This is a genomic window from Campylobacter concisus, from assembly GCF_001891085.1.
GTDB classification, from domain to species: domain Bacteria; phylum Campylobacterota; class Campylobacteria; order Campylobacterales; family Campylobacteraceae; genus Campylobacter_A; species Campylobacter_A concisus_O.
Window position 1 is genome coordinate 243,255 of the sequence record NZ_JXUP01000003.1, and the last position, 16,443, is coordinate 259,697.

The following is a 16,443-nucleotide window of genomic DNA, read 5'->3' on the forward strand; positions in this document are numbered from 1 at the left end:
GTGCGATGACCGCACTCATTACGCCATTTAAAAATCAAAAAGTAGATGAAGTCAGTTTTGAAAAACTAATAAAAAGACAGATAAAACACGGCATAGATGTCGTCGTGCCGGTAGGAACTACTGGCGAAAGTGCAACTCTAACTCATGATGAGCATAGAATTTGTATCGAAATAGCCGTAGATGCATGTAAAGGCACAAATGTAAAAGTACTAGCTGGTGCTGGTAGTAACGCAACTCACGAGGCTATTGGTATCGCTAAATTTGCTCAAGCCCATGGCGCTGATGGTATCCTATCAGTTGCGCCTTACTACAACAAACCAACCCAAGAAGGACTTTACGAGCACTACAAAGCTATCGCAAATAGCATTGAAATCCCTGTGCTTCTTTATAATGTTCCAGGTAGAGTTGGCGTGGATATCTTGCCAGCGACCGTTTTTAGACTTTTTAAAGAGTGCAAAAATATCTACGGCATCAAGGAAGCTACAGGCAGTATCGATAGATGCGTCGATCTACTGGCTCACGAGCCAAATTTGGTAGTCATTAGCGGCGAAGATGCGATCAACTATCCTATCATATCAAATGGTGGTAAAGGCGTTATATCAGTTACTGCAAACCTCTTACCAGATCAAATTTCAGAGCTTACACACCTTGCGATGAACGAAGAGTACAAAAAAGCAAAACTAATAAACGATAATCTATATACTATAAATAAAACGCTCTTTTGCGAAAGCAATCCGATACCGATCAAAGCAGCGATGTATCTAGCTGGACTCATCGACTCTTTGGAGTACCGCTTGCCACTTTGCAAACCAAGTAAAGAAAATTTTAAAAAGATAGAAGAAGTAATAAAAAATTACGAAATAAAGGGTTTTTAATGAAGGACACACTAAACGAATTTAAAGGTAAAACACTAGTCATCAGCGGTGGAACTAGAGGCATTGGTAGAGCCATAGTCGAAGAATTTGCAAAAGCTGGTGTAAATATAGCATTTACCTACAACTCAAACGAAGAGCTTGCAAAAGAACAAGCAAAAGAGCTTGAAGCTACTTATAAGATAAAAGCTAGAGCCTACGCGCTAAACATCCTTGAGCCAGAGACTTATAAAGAGCTATTTTTAAAGATAGACGAGGATTTTGATAGGATTGATTTTTTCATCTCAAATGCTATCATCTCAGGTCGCGCAGTAGCTGGTGGATACACTAAATTTATGAAGCTAAAACCAAGAGGCATAAACAATATCTTTACAGCAACAGTAAATGCCTTTGTCGTAGGCACTCAAGAAGCTGCAAAACGCATGGAAAAAGTGGGTGGCGGCAGCATCATTAGCCTATCATCGACTGGAAATTTAGTCTATATCGAAAACTACGCAGGTCACGGCACAGCAAAAGCAGCCGTTGAGGCGATGGCAAGATATGCCGCAACTGAGCTTGGCGAGAAAAATATCCGCGTAAACGTCGTAAGTGGCGGCCCTATCGAGACAGATGCACTAAGAGCCTTTACAAACTACGAAGAGGTTCGCGATATGACGGCAAAGCTTAGCCCACTAAACCGCATGGGACAGCCGACTGATCTAGCCGGAGCATGTCTATTTTTGTGCTCATCTAAGGCTAGCTGGGTGACTGGACATACATTTATAATAGATGGTGGCACGACCTTTAAATGAGAAGATTGAAATTTTAAGCATAAAGGCATATTTGTGAGTTTAAATTTACCAAACGCATTGGCATTTTTTAGGATACTACTGGCTCCACTTATGTTTTTTATGCTTGTAAATGCGCCAGGAATTTTTACGCAAATTCACATAAGCTGGATAAACTACTTCGCAGCTCTTATTTTTGTGATCGCCTCGGTGACTGACTTTTTTGACGGCTACATCGCCAGAAGTTGGGATCAAAAGACCAAACTTGGCACTATCCTTGACCCACTAGCTGATAAGATGCTGATCTTGGCTGCATTTTTAGGCCTTATGATGCTTGGTAGAGCGAGCGCTTGGGCTGTTTATCTCATCTTGGTAAGGGAGTTTTTTATAACTGGCTTTCGTGTCGTGATGGCAAGTGATGGTGTCGAGGTCGCTGCATCAATGGCTGGCAAAGTAAAAACAGTCTCGCAGATGTTTGCGGTTGGATTTTTACTGATGAGCTGGCCTGGTGGCGAGCTTTTGCTCTGGATAGCTGTTGCGCTTACGCTTTATTCTGGATTTGAGTATATTTTTGCCTATGTAAAGGCGATGAAAAAGAGCTAAAATTTCTTTCGCTCGTAAGACCCAAAGTTTTTACTTGCAAAAATTTATATAAATAATCAAATCTTCATTTTCAAAATAAGTAAAATCAAGTTAAAAATTTCTCCTAGCTAAAAGAAATTTTTAGTTAAATGCCGTTTGAGAGTAAATTTATAAATTTTGGCTAAAATCTCATCAATTTTTCAAAAAAAGGTAAGTTTTGAAAGGCATTCTCTTCACGCTAGCCCTGCTTTGCATCGGGCTTTATGCGTATTCGTTTTATTTTTTAGTGACCGTTTTAGCCATTAGTTTTCTCATATTTTTTCACGAGCTTGGCCACTTTTTGGCAGCAAGAACGCTTGGCGTAAAGGTAAATACCTTTAGTATTGGCTTTGGCGAGAAAATTTACACCAAAAACGTTGGCGGCACCGACTACTGCCTAAGCGCGATCCCACTTGGCGGATACGTGCAGCTAAAAGGGCAAGACGACACCGACCCAAAGGCAAAAAACTACGACGCTGACAGCTACAACGTGCTAAGTCCGATAAAGCGAATTTACATCCTCTTTGCTGGGCCATTTTTCAACTTTATCTTGGCGTTTTTCATATACATTTTGCTTGGATCTATCGGAGTTGAAAGACTTGCGCCAAGTATAGGCCACATAGCTGAAGGCTCGGCAGCTGCAAGTGCTGGGCTAGCTAAAAATGATAAAATTTTAGCAATAAATGGCGTAAAGATAAACGAGTGGGATGAGATCAGTAAAAATGTAAAGCTTGAGCCAAGCACCATTTTGATAGATCGCAACGGCTCGCAAATGACTATAAATTTAACACCAAAAATAGGCGAGACGATAAATCTATTTAATGAAAAGGTGCAGCGCCCACTGATCGGAATTTCTCCAAATGGAGAAGTGATAAAAATTTACCATACTGGTCTTGCAGGCATAAATTTTGCCTTTAGTGAGACGATCGAGGCATCAAAACTAATCTTTAAAAGCTTTACCAAACTAGTAAGTGGAGCTGTGCCGCTAAAAGAGGTCGGTGGCATCGTACAGATCGCTGATGTCACTTCAAAAGCCGCAAAAATAAGTCTTGGCGTACTTTTGACGATCGTCGCTTTAATCTCAGTAAATTTAGGTGTCCTAAATTTATTCCCCATCCCAGCACTTGATGGTGGGCACATACTTTTTAACTTATATGAGCTAACTTTTAGACGCGAAATAAATGAGCGAGTGCTTGTTGCTCTTACCTACTGTGGCTGGGCGCTACTGCTTGGCATCATGGTGCTCGCGACATTTAATGATATTATGAGATTAAGTGGAGGTTTATGATGATAGTTTTAAGAGAGCTTTTAGAAAAGATCGAAAATTTAAGCAAAGACGTGACGCTAATCGCCGTTAGCAAAAATGTCACAAGTACTGAAGTAAGAGAGCTTTACGCACAAGGGCAAAGGAATTTTGGCGAAAATAGAGTCCAAGAGCTAGCCAAAAAAGAGCTAGAACTGCAAAATTTTACTGATATAAAATGGCATATGATCGGCCGTTTGCAAAATAACAAAATAAATCAAATGATAAGCCTAAAGCCCACACTTTGGCAAAGCTGCGATAGCTTTGAAAGGGCCGTAGAGGTCGATAAAAGGCTTAGCTACAAGCTAGACACCTTGCTTCAAATAAACTCAGCTGATGAAGATACAAAGCAAGGTGTAAGCGTAGCAAATGCGGCAGAAATTTATGGGCGCATCCAAAGCGAGTGCAAAAATATCAATCTAAAAGGCGTGATGAGTATCGGAGCGCATGTGGATGAGCCAAAAGAGATTCAAAAGAGCTTTGAGCTAACTTATAAAATTTTTGATAGCCTAAAGCCAAAAGGTGCAACTATCTGCTCGATGGGTATGAGTAGTGACTTCGAGCTAGCGATAAAATGCGGCTCAAATATGATTCGCCTTGGGACAATGCTTTATCTATAAATTTATCGCTTTTGTACGCCCCTACCACTAATGAAATAGATTACTGCTGGAGCTATGTAAATTTCTAGCCAAAAAGACTTAGGCAAAAAAAATTAAAATTTAATGTTTAGCGTCAGCCAAAACTAGAGCAAAAAGTACTTTTACGCCAGCTTTTTCTAGAGTATTTCTAGCCTCAAGTATCGTAGTGCCAGTAGTTACGATATCATCTACTAAAATAACTGGAGCAGTGATCTTTTTTAGGATTTTAAAATTTCTTGGGTTATTTTGTCTAAATTGTAAATCCTTACCACTATAGCTGATCTTACTGGTTGCATGCAGTGCATGAAATATGGGCTTTAGATTTTTAGCCCTTAGTGCATTTGCCAAAATAGCCGTGTGTGAGTAGCCAAAATGAACTCTATCATCTATAGGCAGAGCATAGACTTTCTCCGGAAAGCTAAAGCTTTTAGCAAATTTCTTAAATGCAAATTTGGCTAAATTTTTATAGATAAAAAGTCCGTGCATTTGGTGCTTTGAGTGGATAAGCTCTTTGATCTCAGAGTAGCCGTAAAAGCTATAAATTTTAAAGCCCTCTAGCTCTCTTACTACAGGGCTTGGCTCGCTTAAAATTTGCGAGCAGGTTTTACAAAATGTCTTTAGCGTAAAGCTCTTGCAAAACGCACAAAACATCAGCTATTTAAGATAGCGATCGCAGAGCGTTTAACGGCGTCGTTGATGATGTCTGTTAAGAATGGCTTAAACGCTCCACCTGTGGGAATTAACTCAAATTTGGTTTGATTATTTGAAATATTTTTAACGATACTTTGATCGCCTTTTTGGATCTTAAGTGTAATCTTAATATTGCCTTTTGTATTATCAGTGCCGTATCCGCTCATATTTGCTTCAAATTCGTTGATAAAAATTTCAACTACAACGCCACCCATGCCATTTACATTTGCACCGCGCGCCATAAGTTCTTTTTTGAGCGAATCGCTAAAATAAGTAGCAAGATCGTTTTGAAGCACGACATATTCTTTTACTGTGCCTTTACTATCAGTGATCGTAGCAATGGTACTTTTGTTTTTGCGGTTGTCATACACTGCGCTTATATAGGCCTCAAAGCCGCTATTTTGCTGGCTTGCAGCAGCCTTATATGGATCAAATGCGACAACACTTTGACTTGGCGCACAACCAGTTAAAAACAAAACAAAAAGTCCAAAAATAGCTAAAAATTTAAATTTATTCATCGTTTTTCCTTTTAAAGTTTAGTGATCTCATCGGCTACTTTTATCGCGGCTTGTTTAACTAAAAGTGCGATAAAAAAGTCAAACTGACCAGACTCTGAAGCCTCTAGCTTCTCCACATGGTGCCTAGTCGAGATAGGTAACGTTTTTTTGAAATTTATATTTGAAAGGATAAGAAGCCCATTTAGATGTCCATTTAAAATTTCTGAACTTCCCGAATAGCTTCCTCTAAGCTCGTCAAATCTAAAATCAAGCCTGTACGTATAAGGCGATGTTTGAGTATCGACAACAACGATCCCGCGAGAATTTAACTCACGCTGCAAAAACATGTAAAAAAGCACTTCAAGGCGCGGATTTGAGTTAAAAACTGCAGTATTTCCTTCAACACCTGTGTAATATATCGATCTTGCACTACTTCTGGCATCGACGATCCTGTGGAAATAAACCTTTTTTAATCCAACATTAGTATCGATCATGTTTTTTTCCAAGCAGCAGTTTATTGCTACATCACTTTTGTATTTAACACCATTTATAAAAAGACCATCGCCCCTGCCTTTACAAGCGCTGCAGTCAGCCGGTATCCTCATAACCTCTTCAAAATACATCTTATCTTCGCTGTTTATGCTCGCACTTTGCACACCGTCTATACCCTCACACGATAGACAAAGGCTAGCTTTAGCCACGCAACCAGTTAGAAAGATAGCTGCAAAAACTGCTAGTAATGTCATTCTTAGCATTTTACTTCCTTTTGCTCTTTTTGTTTTTTGCGGAGATTTTTCACACTCTCGCCTGCGATGCCGTAGTTATTCGTATCGATCTCATCGATAATGACAACGGTATTTTGAGCGCTTCTACCTAAAATTTCGCTTATTAGCTTTGTAACTCCGCTTATCATCTTCTCTTTTTGCTCCACACTTGGGCTATCGCCCTCTTTTGTCACGCAAATTTTCACAAATGGCATAGTGCTCCTTTTTGCAAATTTAGTATTTAAACCTATCAAAACAGCATAAGACAAGTCATAATGTCGTGAGATGATTTTGGATGTTGCGCATAAATTTTCGATCAAGATAGGACAAATAGTCCATCGAAGAGAGAAAATTTAAAGCTCATTCAAAGGCGCTCACGGCACGCCTCTAGTCTATTTTTAGGACGGATAAAAACGCCTCCTGCGGCAAATTCACCTTTCCTATCGCCTTCATCCTCTTCTTACCCTCTTTTTGCTTTTCTAGCAACTTCCTCTTACGAGTGATGTCGCCGCCGTAGCACTTGGCTGTGACGTTTTTGCCCATTGATTTTACGGTTTCGCGAGCTATGATTTTATTGCCGATGCTCGCTTGTATCGCCACCTCAAAGAGTTGACGCGGCACGATCTCTTTCATCGCTTTTACAAAGTCCCTGCCCTTTGTCTGCGCCTTGCTCTCAGGCACGATGATAGAGAGCGCATCGACCGTCTCGCCGGCCACTTTGACATCAAGCTTTACTAGATCGCCCACGCGGTAGTCGCTAGGCTCATAGTCAAAGCTCGCGTAGCCTTTGGTGCTTGACTTTAGCTTGTCGTAAAAGTCCATCACGATCTCATTCATCGGTATGTCATACTCAAGCAAAACGCGGTCAATCGTGATGTAGTCCATCTTCGTTTGTATGCCGCGGCGGTTGTTTAAGAGCGTGATGATGTTGCCCAAAAACTCGCTTGGCGTGATGATAGTAGCCTTCACGTATGGCTCAAGGATCGAGTCTATTTTATTTACAGGCGGCAGCTGGCTTGGGTTTTGGATCTTTAAATTTAGCCCATCAGTTTGGATGACTTCATAAGTCACAGTTGGCGCTGTGGCGATGAGATCTAGGTCAAATTCACGCTCCAGCCTCTCTTTGACGACCTCCATATGAAGAAGGCCTAAAAAGCCAACCCTAAAGCCAAATCCAAGTGCGACCGAGGTCTCTGGCTCATAGCTAATGGAGCTGTCATTTAGCTTTAGCTTATCCAGCGCGTCACGCAGATCTTCAAATTTATCAGTTTCTATTGGATAAAGTCCCGCAAAAACAAACGGCTTAGCCCTCTCAAAGCCGCCAACTGGCTCTTTTAGCGGGTTTCTAGCCTGCGTCATCGTATCGCCCACCTGCACGTCGCTAACATTTTTAAGACCAAGCACGACTATGCCAACCTCGCCAGCGCTAAGCGTTTTGGTCTTGATCGGAGCTATAGGATTTGGATACATGAGGTCTAGCACGATGTGTTTTTTACCTGTACCCATGACCAAAATTTCATCGTTTTTTGAAATTTCACCATCATAAACACGCACAAGAGCAAGCGCACCAAGGTAGTTGTCAAACCAACTATCGTAGATTAGCGCCTTTGTAGGCTTACTTACGTCGCCATTTGGCGCAGGGATCCTCGTGATGATCGCTTCAAGTAGCTCCTTTATGCCAACGCCTGTTTTTGCGCTCACTTCGATCGCTCCTGAGCAGTCAAGTCCGATAATGTGCTCGATCTCGTCTTTTACCCTAGCAGGGTCAGCCGCTGGCAGATCGATCTTGTTGATGACTGGGATGATCTCTAGGTTGTTTTCAAGCGCAATATAGACGTTTGCGATGGTTTGCGCCTCCACGCCCTGGCTAGCATCCACGACAAGCAGCGCACCCTCACAGCTAGCTAGGCTACGGCTTACCTCGTAGCTAAAATCAACGTGTCCTGGGGTGTCTATCAAATTTAGAACAAAATTTTCGCCATTTAGTGCGTAGTTTAGGCGGACAGACTGGGCTTTGATCGTGATGCCACGCTCTTTTTCGATATCCATCGTGTCCATGATTTGCGAGCTCATCTCACGGTCACTTACGGCGCCACACTCCTGAATGAGGCGATCAGCAAGCGTGCTTTTGCCGTGGTCAATGTGAGCGATGATGCTAAAGTTTCTAATGTTTTTCATATAAGTTTTACTTTTTACTAAATTTTAGGCTTTATTTTGCCTAAAGTTGATTTAAATGCCAATAAATATATTTTTATCATAAGCCCGCCAATAGAGCTTGGCTCTATTCTTAAAAATTTTAATGACAATGTCCAAAGTGCTCATGTCCTTCATCGTCATTTAACTCGCAGATGAGATCGTCTTTATGTCCAAGATTCTCACTTTCAAACTGAAGCGTGACGTGACCGATGCCTGCGTGAGAAAGCTCATGCTCAATGCGCTTTATCATCTTTGAAATTTCAGCCACACTTAAAGCATCATCCACCACCACGTGGGCTATGAGCGCATTTGTGCCAGCATTTATCGCCCAGATATGCAGGTCATGCACGATTTTAACGCCATCTACGCCCTTTATAACGCCTAAAATTTCATCCGTATCAAGCTTAAGCGGCACGGCTTCTATCAGGATATTAAAGCTATCTTTTAGCAAGCTAGCGCCACTTTTTATGATGAGTAGCGAGACAAAGATACTTGCGATGCTATCGGCCTGAGTGAAGTTAAATTTCATCACAAGAAGCGCTGCAATAATGGCACCAACCGAGCCAAGCGTATCGCCAAGCACGTGCAAATAAGCACCTTTCATATTTAAATTTTCTTTTGCATCAGCACTTTTATGCATATAAATAGCCACGACTAAATTTACCACAAGCCCCAAAATGCTAACAAAAAGCATCGTCTCAGCTTTGATCTCTGGCTCGTTAAAAAGTCTGATGATAGCTTCGACTATGACAAAGATAGCCAGCGCGATAAGAGCGATAGCATTTATGAAAGCAGCGATGATCTCGACCCTTTTGTAGCCAAAGGTCTTTTGCAAATTTGCCCTTTTTTCTGCGATCTTAAAAGCAACCAGCGACAAAAAGAGAGCCGCAGCGTCTGAGAGCATGTGAAATGCGTCGCTAATAAGCGCAAGCGAGTTTGAAACGAAGCCAAAAACGGCCTCAACTATCATAAACGTGAAAATTAGAAAAAACGAATTTCTAAGAACGCTCTTGTTGTGCATCATTATCCTTCTTTTCGGCGTCGATCCTCTTGCCGATATCTTTTAAATTTGAAAATTCCTCGATGAGCTTTGGCGAGTCGTCAAGGCTGATGACGAAATTCCATATATAGGTCATCACAGAGTAGATGTTGCCGGCATTTGTCTGCTGCGAGCTTAGCACTATTATCGCCACCAAAAAGAGCAGCGAAGCGCTAATACCGATGATAAAATAGCTCATCGCCTCCCTGTTTGAGATCGCTATACGAAATTTAGAAACGACATCGTAGTGCCTATTTAGCGTGCTTTTATTAAAAACACCTATCACCTTTGCCTCTTTTTCTAGGCGATCATTTAAGCGAAGATAAAGGTCGTCATTTTTCTTGATATATCTTGGTAAAAATATAAGAAAAACGATCATCACGGCAAAGCACGCCACAGCGACCTTTGGCTCAACAAAGATGAGCATAAACGCTGAGCCGATGATCGAAATAACCGATGTAAAAAACATAGGAAAATGCATCTCAAAGAAATTTACAAACTCTCGCGAGAGCGCTACTCTGGCGATGATGGCGGAGTCGTCTTTGGCATTTTGTTTTTCATTCATGATGACATTTACAGCAAGCTTTGCGTAGATATTTGCAAAAACTTGCGTATCCACGCGGCGCCTAATGGCTCCTACAAGCCACGCTATGAGCACAAAAAGTGCGTAAATGAGGGCATTTGATGTGTTTCCTTGCATAATTGCGTTGATCGCAAAGCCCGCAAATATCGGGTATGCTAGAAAAAGTCCGTTCTCTGCTAGCACTAAAGCAAAGGTCAAAATAAGCCTTTTGTTGTGCTCGGTAGCTATGCTCTTTAGCGTTTTAAAGGCGTTATTTTGCAAATTTACTCCTAAAATTTTCGCGAATTCTAGCCAAAATTTATAAATTTCGAAAAATTTTTGTTGTAACTATTGACATTACAGCTAAAAATTATTATACTTCGCTCATCAGTTGTAAGAAAAAAGATTACAACAAAAAAATAAGGAGAATAAAATGAAAAATTTTCAAGTTGCAAAGATCGCAAATGCGCCAAGAGTCGAGCTAAAAGAGGCTTTAAATTTAACTGGCTGTGAAGTATCTATAAACTAGCTTCCAGCAAATGTGAGCGTGCCATTTGTCCATGCACATAAGCAAAACGAGGAGCTTTACATCATCCTAGAGGGTGAGGGTGAGCTTTTCATCGACGGTGAGGTGCTAAAAGTAGGCAAAGGCGACGCGGTGCGCATAGATCCAGATGGTAAAAGGTGCTTTAAAGCTGGCAAAAACGGCATCAAAATGATCTGCATCCAGACAAAACGCGGTAGCCTAGAGCAATACACTATGACTGACGGCGTGATAGTTGATGACGTAAAGCCAAGCTGGCTGTAAATTTAAAAAGCAAAATTTAAATAGCAATCTTAGGCACAAACGGCAAAAGCGGTGCAAATTTATCTAAAAATGGCTTCAAAACTCGGCGATCGTTAGAAACAAAGAGTAAAACGACGACGCAAAAGTCATCTATAAAAGATATTTTTTAGCCTACAAAAGCTGATCTAACAGGCTTTGACGCGGTTATCAGCGCATTTGCAGCATGGAGCGAAGAGACTTTTCCACTTCACAAAAAAGTGGCCGCTCACCTAGTAAATTTACTAGAAGGCACTAGTACAAGGCTCATCGTAGCTCTTGGCGCTGGTACGTTATTTGTTGATAGCAAAGGCACTATGGTCATGGACACCCCAGACTTCCCAGCGGCATATATGGGCGTGGCAAAGGCTACGGCGGAGTCATATTTTGAGCTAAAAGGTAGCACAAATGTGCTTTGGACGTATGTAAGTCCAGCAGGCGACTACAACGCAAACGGCGCTCACACCGGTAAATACGTGCTTGGTGGAGATAATCTCATCTTAAACTCAAAAAATGAGAGCTATATAAGCTATGCAGACCTTGCGCTTGCGATCATAGACGAGCTAAAAAAACAAAAAATTTATACAAAAACGCTTCACAGCAGTTAGTGAGCGAGCATAAAATTATAGATTTGACATAGCTGGCAAAAAAGCTAGCTTGTCAAATCTAAACTAAAAAAACTGCTTTTAGTAAAAATTTAAAGTATAATCAGAGAAAATTTCAAGGACGATTGTGCAAGTAGGGATTAAGTTTTCAACCGCGATCCATGTAATTTTAGCAGCTTGTTTTTTCAAAGACGAGAAAGTCACGAGCGAATTTATAGCAGGTAGTATAAACACAAATCCTGTCATAGTTAGGCGCCTGCTTGGCACTCTAAAGGCTGCAGGACTTGTGAATGTTGTAGCTGGAGTTGGTGGTGTGAGTCTTGCGAGAGAGCCAAAAGATATAACCCTCCTTCAAATTTTTAACGCAGTAAATGATAAAGAAAAACTTTTTAAGATCCACTCTGACTCACCTAAAGCCTGCCCGCTTGGTGGCAAGATCGAGGGACTCTTAACCAACCACCTCCTAAAAGCACAAGAAGCTTTAGAGGATAGTTTAAGAAGTATTACTTTACAAGATCTATTAGATGAACTTATTAATTTATAAAATTTAAAAAGTAGGCAAACTAAGTTATAGAATTTAAAAAGTAGGCAAATATATAAAAACCAATCTATTTTATTTATTAGGAGCACCATGTGCTCCTAACTATTTTTATATACTTTATGTAAGAATTTTTATAAATTTCTAGCTTTATATTACTCTTTGCTTTTCTCTTTTTTAGCTTTACTCTTTTGTGCTTTATCTTTTAGCTTTTCTTTATTATCTTTTATCTCTTTTATACTATCATCTTTAGCACTATCTTTTTTCTCTTTTACTTCATCGCTCTTTTTACTTGCTTTTTCTTTTATCTCATCTTTTTTAGATTTTATTTTTGATTTTGTGTCATCTATCTTTGTAGTGCCTGATACTGATATATCTGATTTTAGATTTTCAAATGTCTTGTCGCCTATACCATTTACATTTTTTATATCTTCTATTGAGTTAAATTTATTTGCTTTTCTATACTCTATTATTGCATCTGCCTTTGAAGATCCTATGCCATCTAAACTCATTAACTCTTCTTTTGTGGCGGTGTTTAAATTTATGGCTGCTAGTAATGTAGAAGCTGCTGCTAATAGTGAGAATATAATCTTTTTCATTTTTGTCCTTTTTGGGTAAATTTGGGTTTGGAGTCTATCATATTTGGTGTTTTTAGTCAATACTCGTATAAAAGCATAAACTAAGAGATATTTATAAGCATAGAGATAAAGAGTCTGATTATTTAAAAATATAAATAAATGTAATATTTGATATTTTGTTATAAATTAAAAAAATAATATTAAAAGAAGATTGTTTAGATAAAGAAGATTAAAAACTAACAAAGCCCGCAACGACCTACTTTTCCAACATCCCAGTAAGGGAGAGTATCATCAGCCAGGACGAGCTTAGCTTCTTGGTTCGAGATGGAGCAAGGCGTTTCCTCGTCTGTATAGTCACGGGCAGTGTTAAATAAAAGATATATCATATAAATCTCTTATTTAACACTACTTGATAAAGTTAAAAGTCATAAACAAAGTTTTATAAAAACATATCTTATTAAGTTTTTATCCTTAACAAGGAAGTGATGCTTATTAAAAGATAAGCAGACGAGCTATTAGTACTGGTCAGCTAAAGGACTTTCATCCATTACACACCCAGCCTATCAAACACATAGTCTATATGAGCTCTTAAAAGAAGATTCATCTTGGAGTTGGCTTCCTGCTTAGATGCTTTCAGCAGTTATCACATCCCAACATAGCTACCGAGCGGTGCTCTTGGCAGAACAACTCGTACACCAGTGGTTGGTTCGACCCGGTCCTCTCGTACTAGGGTCAACTCTCCTCAATCTTCTTACGCCCACGGCAGATAGGGACCGAACTGTCTCACGACGTTCTGAACCCAGCTCGCGTACCGCTTTAAATGGCGAACAGCCATACCCTTGGGACCTGCTCCAGCCCCAGGATGCGATGAGCCGACATCGAGGTGCCAAACCTCCCCGTCGATGTGAGCTCTTGGGGGGAGATCAGCCTGTTATCCCCGGGGTACCTTTTATCCTTTGAGCGATGGCCCTTCCACACAGAACCACCGGATCACTAAGACCGACTTTCGTCTCTGCTTGACGTGTATGTCTCGCAGTTAAGCTGGCTTATGCCTTTATACTCTATGAACGATTTCCAACCGTTCTGAGCCAACCTTTGTAAGCCTCCGTTACATTTTGGGAGGCGACCGCCCCAGTCAAACTACCCACCAGACATTGTCCTACTTGAGGATAACTCAAGCTAGTTAGCTATCAGAATAAAAAAGAGTGGTATCTCAACAACGGCTCACCATAAACTGGCGTCTATGGATCAAAGCCTCCCACCTATCCTGCACATTTTTATCCCAATAGCAGTGTCAAGCTGTAGTAAAGGTCCACGGGGTCTTTCCGTCTTGCCGCGGGTAGGAGGAATTTTCACCTCCACTACAATTTCACTGGATCCCTCTTCGAGACAGCTCCCATCTCGTTACGCCATTCATGCAGGTCGATATTTAATCGACAAGGAATTTCGCTACCTTAGGACCGTTATAGTTACGGCCGCCGTTTACTCGGGCTTCGATCAAACGCTTCGCAGAGCTAACGTCATCAATTAACCTTCGAGCACCGGGCAGGCGTCACACCCTATACATCCTCTTACGAGTTAGCAGAGTGCTGTGTTTTTGGTAAACAGTCGGGAGGGACTCTTTGTTGTAACCTTCAATGCTTACGGAGTAAATCCTTCACAAAGTTAGGCACACCTTATACCGAAGATACGGTGCTATTTTGCAGAGTTCCTTGAAGAGAGTTCTTCCACGCGCCTTAGAATACTCATCCCACCCACCTGTGTCGGTTTACGGTACGGGCAACTATAACTAAACTTAGAAACTTTTCTTGGCTCGACAGTATCGGCAATTCGCTATCCATTCCGAAGAACTTCAAACGCCTGTGGGGTCTCGGCTTAAAAAGATCCGGATTTGCCTGGATCTTAACCTACACCTTTCGACTAGCACTACCATCCGCTAGCTTGCTTAACTCTAAGCGTCCTTCCATCGCACATTATAGTTGGCATTGGAATATTAACCAATTTTCCATCGCATACCCCTTTCGGACTTTGCTTAGGACCCGGCTAACCCTACGATGACGAGCATCGCGTAGGAAACCTTGGGTTTACGGCGTTGGGGATTCTCACCCCAATTATCGCTACTCATGCCTGCATGCTCACTTGTATTCGCTCCAGCACTCCTTACCGGTATACCTTCAACGCAAATACAACGCTCTCCTACCACTTAGTAAAACTAAGTCTAAAGCTTCGGTACTCATTTTAGCCCCGTTATATTTTCCGCGCAGAATCACTAGACCAGTGAGCTATTACGCTTTCTTTAAAGGATGGCTGCTTCTAAGCCAACCTCCTGGTTGTTTAAGTAACTCCACATCGTTTTCCACTTAAATGAGATTTAGGGACCTTAGCTGTTAGTCTGGGTTGTTCCCCTCTCGACGACGGATTTTATCACTCGCCGCCTGACTGCCATGATTACACACTAGGTATTCGGAGTTTGATAGGGTTTGGTACATTGGTGTATGCCCTAGCCCATTCAGTGCTCTACCCCCTAGTGTTACTACATGACGCTATACCTAAATATATTTCGGAGAGAACCAGCTATCACGATGTTTGATTGGCCTTTCACCCCTATCCACAAGTCATCCCATAGCTTTTCAACGCTAGCGGGTTCGGTCCTCCACCGGCTCTTACACCGGTTTCAACCTGCTCATGGATAGATCACATCGTTTCGGGTCTGCAACGTCTGACTAAACGCCCTATTAAGACTCGCTTTCGCTACGGCTCCGGGTTTCCTTAACCTTGCCAGACATCACAACTCGCAGGCTCATTATGCAAAAGGCAGTCCATCACCCTGATAAATCATAGGGCTCTGAATGATTGTAAGCAAATGGTTTCAGGTTCTATTTCACTCTGATCACCTCAGTTCTTTTCACCTTTCCCTCACGGTACTTGTACACTATCGGTCTAGTAGTAGTATTTAGGGTTGGATAGTGGTCTACCCAGCTTCAGACAGAATATCACGTGTTCCGCCCTACTCAGGATACTGCTAAGTAAAACAAAGCTTTCATATACGGGAGTATCACCCTCTATGCTTAATCTTTCCAGATTATTCTATTAGCTAAGTTTAGTCTATATTGCAGTCCTACAACCCCGTTAGTAAACTAACGGTTTGCCCTCTTACGCGTTCGCTCGCCGCTACTAGCGTAATCTCTTTTGATTTCTTTTCCTGAGGGTACTAAGATGTTTCAATTCCCCTCGTTCGCTCCGTTATACGGTAACTAATATCTCTATTAGTTGGGTTGCCCCATTCAGAAATTCCCGGATCAAAGCCCCTTGACGGCTCCCCGAGACTTATCGCAGCCTGGCACGTCTTTCATCGCCTCTACTAGCCAAGGCATCCACCACTTGCTCTTTGTAGCTTACCTTTTCTATATTAGATTATTCTAATTCGCATCACTTCCTTGTTAAAGATAACTTTATGTTACTATATTTAAATTCTAGCTCTCAAGACGGAAAGCATTGACAACTATTTAGATAAGTTTTAAATCCTAAATAGTTTGTGATGTCAAACTTCTGCATTAAATGCAAAGAGAATAGAAATTTAAATCTTTAACAAGTCCTGTAAAATTGTTTTTAAAACTTGCTTGTGACTATTAACAATATTAATTAAAAGAACATTTAGACAAAAGTCTAATTAGAAAGTTTAATTTTTAAGCTCTCTAATTAGACTTAATATAGTTAAACTATTTTATGGTGGAGAATAGCGGGATCGAACCGCTGACCTCCTGCGTGCAAAGCAGGCGCTCTCCCAGCTGAGCTAATTCCCCAATTAAATTCTCTGGTGGGCCTAACAAGACTTGAACTTGTGACCTCACCCTTATCAGGGGTGCACTCTAACCAGCTGAGCTATAGGCCCCTATAGGTCTATCAATCTTTCAAAACTAAACAAGGATGATTGAGAATATCTTTCTTAT

At 41.1% G+C, this 16,443-nt stretch carries 16 protein-coding genes, 2 tRNA genes and 2 rRNA genes; 8 read left to right on the forward strand and 12 right to left on the reverse strand.

Annotation, left to right across the window (positions count from 1 at the left end):
* Positions 1-5: 5 nt before the first annotated feature.
* The 5 genes from dapA to TH67_RS03210 all read left to right on the forward strand — a co-directional run bounded on the left by dapA (position 6) and on the right by TH67_RS03210 (position 4,183).
* Entirely contained in the window at positions 6-875 is an 870-nt protein-coding gene (gene dapA / locus TH67_RS03190) for a 4-hydroxy-tetrahydrodipicolinate synthase (protein ID WP_054197407.1), read from the forward strand.
* Positions 875-1,663 (forward strand): enoyl-ACP reductase, encoded by a 789-nt coding sequence (locus TH67_RS03195; RefSeq protein WP_054196728.1) that lies wholly within the window; start codon positions 875-877, stop codon positions 1,661-1,663. The genes dapA and TH67_RS03195 overlap by 1 nt, the downstream gene beginning before the upstream one ends.
* A 33-nt stretch (positions 1,664-1,696) precedes the next feature.
* Positions 1,697-2,242, forward strand: a complete 546-nt coding sequence (pgsA, locus tag TH67_RS03200; protein WP_072594332.1) for a CDP-diacylglycerol--glycerol-3-phosphate 3-phosphatidyltransferase — start codon at positions 1,697-1,699, stop codon at positions 2,240-2,242.
* 196 nt (positions 2,243-2,438) lie between these two features.
* Positions 2,439-3,548: an RIP metalloprotease RseP gene (gene rseP / locus TH67_RS03205; RefSeq protein WP_072594333.1), complete on the forward strand. Its 1,110-nt coding sequence runs from the start codon at positions 2,439-2,441 to the stop codon at positions 3,546-3,548.
* Positions 3,545-4,183 (forward strand): YggS family pyridoxal phosphate-dependent enzyme, encoded by a 639-nt coding sequence (locus TH67_RS03210; RefSeq protein ID WP_180371720.1) that lies wholly within the window; start codon positions 3,545-3,547, stop codon positions 4,181-4,183. Before rseP ends, TH67_RS03210 begins: the two co-directional genes overlap by 4 nt.
* A 99-nt stretch (positions 4,184-4,282) precedes the next feature.
* Here TH67_RS03210 and TH67_RS03215 read toward each other — a convergent pair whose 3' ends face one another.
* The 7 genes from TH67_RS03215 to TH67_RS03245 form a co-directional block, all read right to left on the reverse strand.
* Positions 4,283-4,852, reverse strand: a complete 570-nt coding sequence (locus TH67_RS03215) for a ComF family protein (protein WP_072594334.1) — start codon at positions 4,850-4,852, stop codon at positions 4,283-4,285.
* Complete coding sequence (locus TH67_RS03220) at positions 4,852-5,409, reverse strand: YajG family lipoprotein (protein WP_072594335.1); 558 nt, start codon at positions 5,407-5,409, stop codon at positions 4,852-4,854. Before TH67_RS03220 ends, TH67_RS03215 begins: the two co-directional genes overlap by 1 nt.
* Positions 5,410-5,420: 11 nt before the next feature.
* Positions 5,421-6,143 (reverse strand): hypothetical protein, encoded by a 723-nt coding sequence (locus TH67_RS03225; RefSeq protein ID WP_072594336.1) that lies wholly within the window; start codon positions 6,141-6,143, stop codon positions 5,421-5,423.
* Complete coding sequence (locus tag TH67_RS03230) at positions 6,137-6,367, reverse strand: 2-hydroxymuconate tautomerase family protein (RefSeq protein ID WP_009294206.1); 231 nt, start codon at positions 6,365-6,367, stop codon at positions 6,137-6,139. The genes TH67_RS03225 and TH67_RS03230 overlap by 7 nt, the downstream gene beginning before the upstream one ends.
* A gap of 172 nt (positions 6,368-6,539) precedes the next feature.
* On the reverse strand, positions 6,540-8,330 hold the full coding sequence (lepA, locus tag TH67_RS03235) for a translation elongation factor 4 (RefSeq protein WP_072594337.1): 1,791 nt from the start codon (positions 8,328-8,330) through the stop codon (positions 6,540-6,542).
* Between the two features lie 118 nt (positions 8,331-8,448).
* The gene (locus TH67_RS03240) at positions 8,449-9,369 is read right to left on the reverse strand and encodes a cation diffusion facilitator family transporter (protein WP_072594338.1); all 921 of its coding nucleotides are present in this window, start codon (positions 9,367-9,369) and stop codon (positions 8,449-8,451) included.
* Positions 9,347-10,231 (reverse strand): ABC transporter six-transmembrane domain-containing protein, encoded by an 885-nt coding sequence (locus TH67_RS03245; protein ID WP_072594339.1) that lies wholly within the window; start codon positions 10,229-10,231, stop codon positions 9,347-9,349. Before TH67_RS03245 ends, TH67_RS03240 begins: the two co-directional genes overlap by 23 nt.
* 259 nt (positions 10,232-10,490) lie before the next feature.
* On the opposite strand from TH67_RS03245, the gene TH67_RS03250 reads away from it, so the two are divergent.
* From TH67_RS03250 to TH67_RS03260, 3 genes are all read left to right on the forward strand, one after another.
* Positions 10,491-10,757 carry a cupin domain-containing protein gene (locus tag TH67_RS03250; protein ID WP_257638024.1) on the forward strand — a complete coding sequence of 89 codons (267 nt, stop codon included), beginning with the start codon at positions 10,491-10,493 and terminating at the stop codon, positions 10,755-10,757.
* 185 nt (positions 10,758-10,942) lie between these two features.
* The gene (locus TH67_RS03255; RefSeq protein ID WP_257638030.1) at positions 10,943-11,380 is read left to right on the forward strand and encodes an NAD(P)-dependent oxidoreductase; all 438 of its coding nucleotides are present in this window, start codon (positions 10,943-10,945) and stop codon (positions 11,378-11,380) included.
* Between the two features lie 124 nt (positions 11,381-11,504).
* The gene (locus TH67_RS03260; RefSeq protein ID WP_072594340.1) at positions 11,505-11,921 is read left to right on the forward strand and encodes an Rrf2 family transcriptional regulator; all 417 of its coding nucleotides are present in this window, start codon (positions 11,505-11,507) and stop codon (positions 11,919-11,921) included.
* A 149-nt stretch (positions 11,922-12,070) separates the two neighbouring features.
* Here TH67_RS03260 and TH67_RS10775 read toward each other — a convergent pair whose 3' ends face one another.
* From TH67_RS10775 to TH67_RS03285, 5 genes are all read right to left on the reverse strand, one after another.
* Entirely contained in the window at positions 12,071-12,514 is a 444-nt protein-coding gene (locus TH67_RS10775; RefSeq protein WP_072594341.1) for a ComEA family DNA-binding protein, read from the reverse strand.
* A gap of 222 nt (positions 12,515-12,736) precedes the next feature.
* Positions 12,737-12,855, reverse strand: a 5S ribosomal RNA gene (gene rrf, locus TH67_RS03270).
* Between the two features lie 133 nt (positions 12,856-12,988).
* Positions 12,989-15,894, reverse strand: a 23S ribosomal RNA gene (locus tag TH67_RS03275).
* A gap of 326 nt (positions 15,895-16,220) precedes the next feature.
* Positions 16,221-16,296: transfer RNA gene (locus TH67_RS03280), tRNA-Ala, on the reverse strand.
* 12 nt (positions 16,297-16,308) lie between these two features.
* Positions 16,309-16,385, reverse strand: a tRNA-Ile gene (locus TH67_RS03285).
* Positions 16,386-16,443: the final 58 nt, after the last annotated feature.

What these genes read in the sequence shown, in the direction of transcription:
- dapA (WP_054197407.1), top strand. Translation starts at nt 6, where the DNA reads ATGACCGCACTCATTACGCCATTTAAAAATCAAAAAGTAGATGAAGTC.
- TH67_RS03195 (WP_054196728.1), top strand. Translation starts at nt 875, where the DNA reads ATGAAGGACACACTAAACGAATTTAAAGGTAAAACACTAGTCATCAGC.
- TH67_RS03210 (WP_180371720.1), top strand. Translation starts at nt 3,545, where the DNA reads ATGATGATAGTTTTAAGAGAGCTTTTAGAAAAGATCGAAAATTTAAGC.
- TH67_RS03215 (WP_072594334.1), bottom strand. Translation starts at nt 4,852, where the DNA reads ATGTTTTGTGCGTTTTGCAAGAGCTTTACGCTAAAGACATTTTGTAAA.
- TH67_RS03220 (WP_072594335.1), bottom strand. Translation starts at nt 5,409, where the DNA reads ATGAATAAATTTAAATTTTTAGCTATTTTTGGACTTTTTGTTTTGTTT.
- TH67_RS03225 (WP_072594336.1), bottom strand. Translation starts at nt 6,143, where the DNA reads ATGCTAAGAATGACATTACTAGCAGTTTTTGCAGCTATCTTTCTAACT.
- TH67_RS03230 (WP_009294206.1), bottom strand. Translation starts at nt 6,367, where the DNA reads ATGCCATTTGTGAAAATTTGCGTGACAAAAGAGGGCGATAGCCCAAGT.
- lepA (WP_072594337.1), bottom strand. Translation starts at nt 8,330, where the DNA reads ATGAAAAACATTAGAAACTTTAGCATCATCGCTCACATTGACCACGGC.
- TH67_RS03240 (WP_072594338.1), bottom strand. Translation starts at nt 9,369, where the DNA reads ATGCACAACAAGAGCGTTCTTAGAAATTCGTTTTTTCTAATTTTCACG.
- TH67_RS10775 (WP_072594341.1), bottom strand. Translation starts at nt 12,514, where the DNA reads ATGAAAAAGATTATATTCTCACTATTAGCAGCAGCTTCTACATTACTA.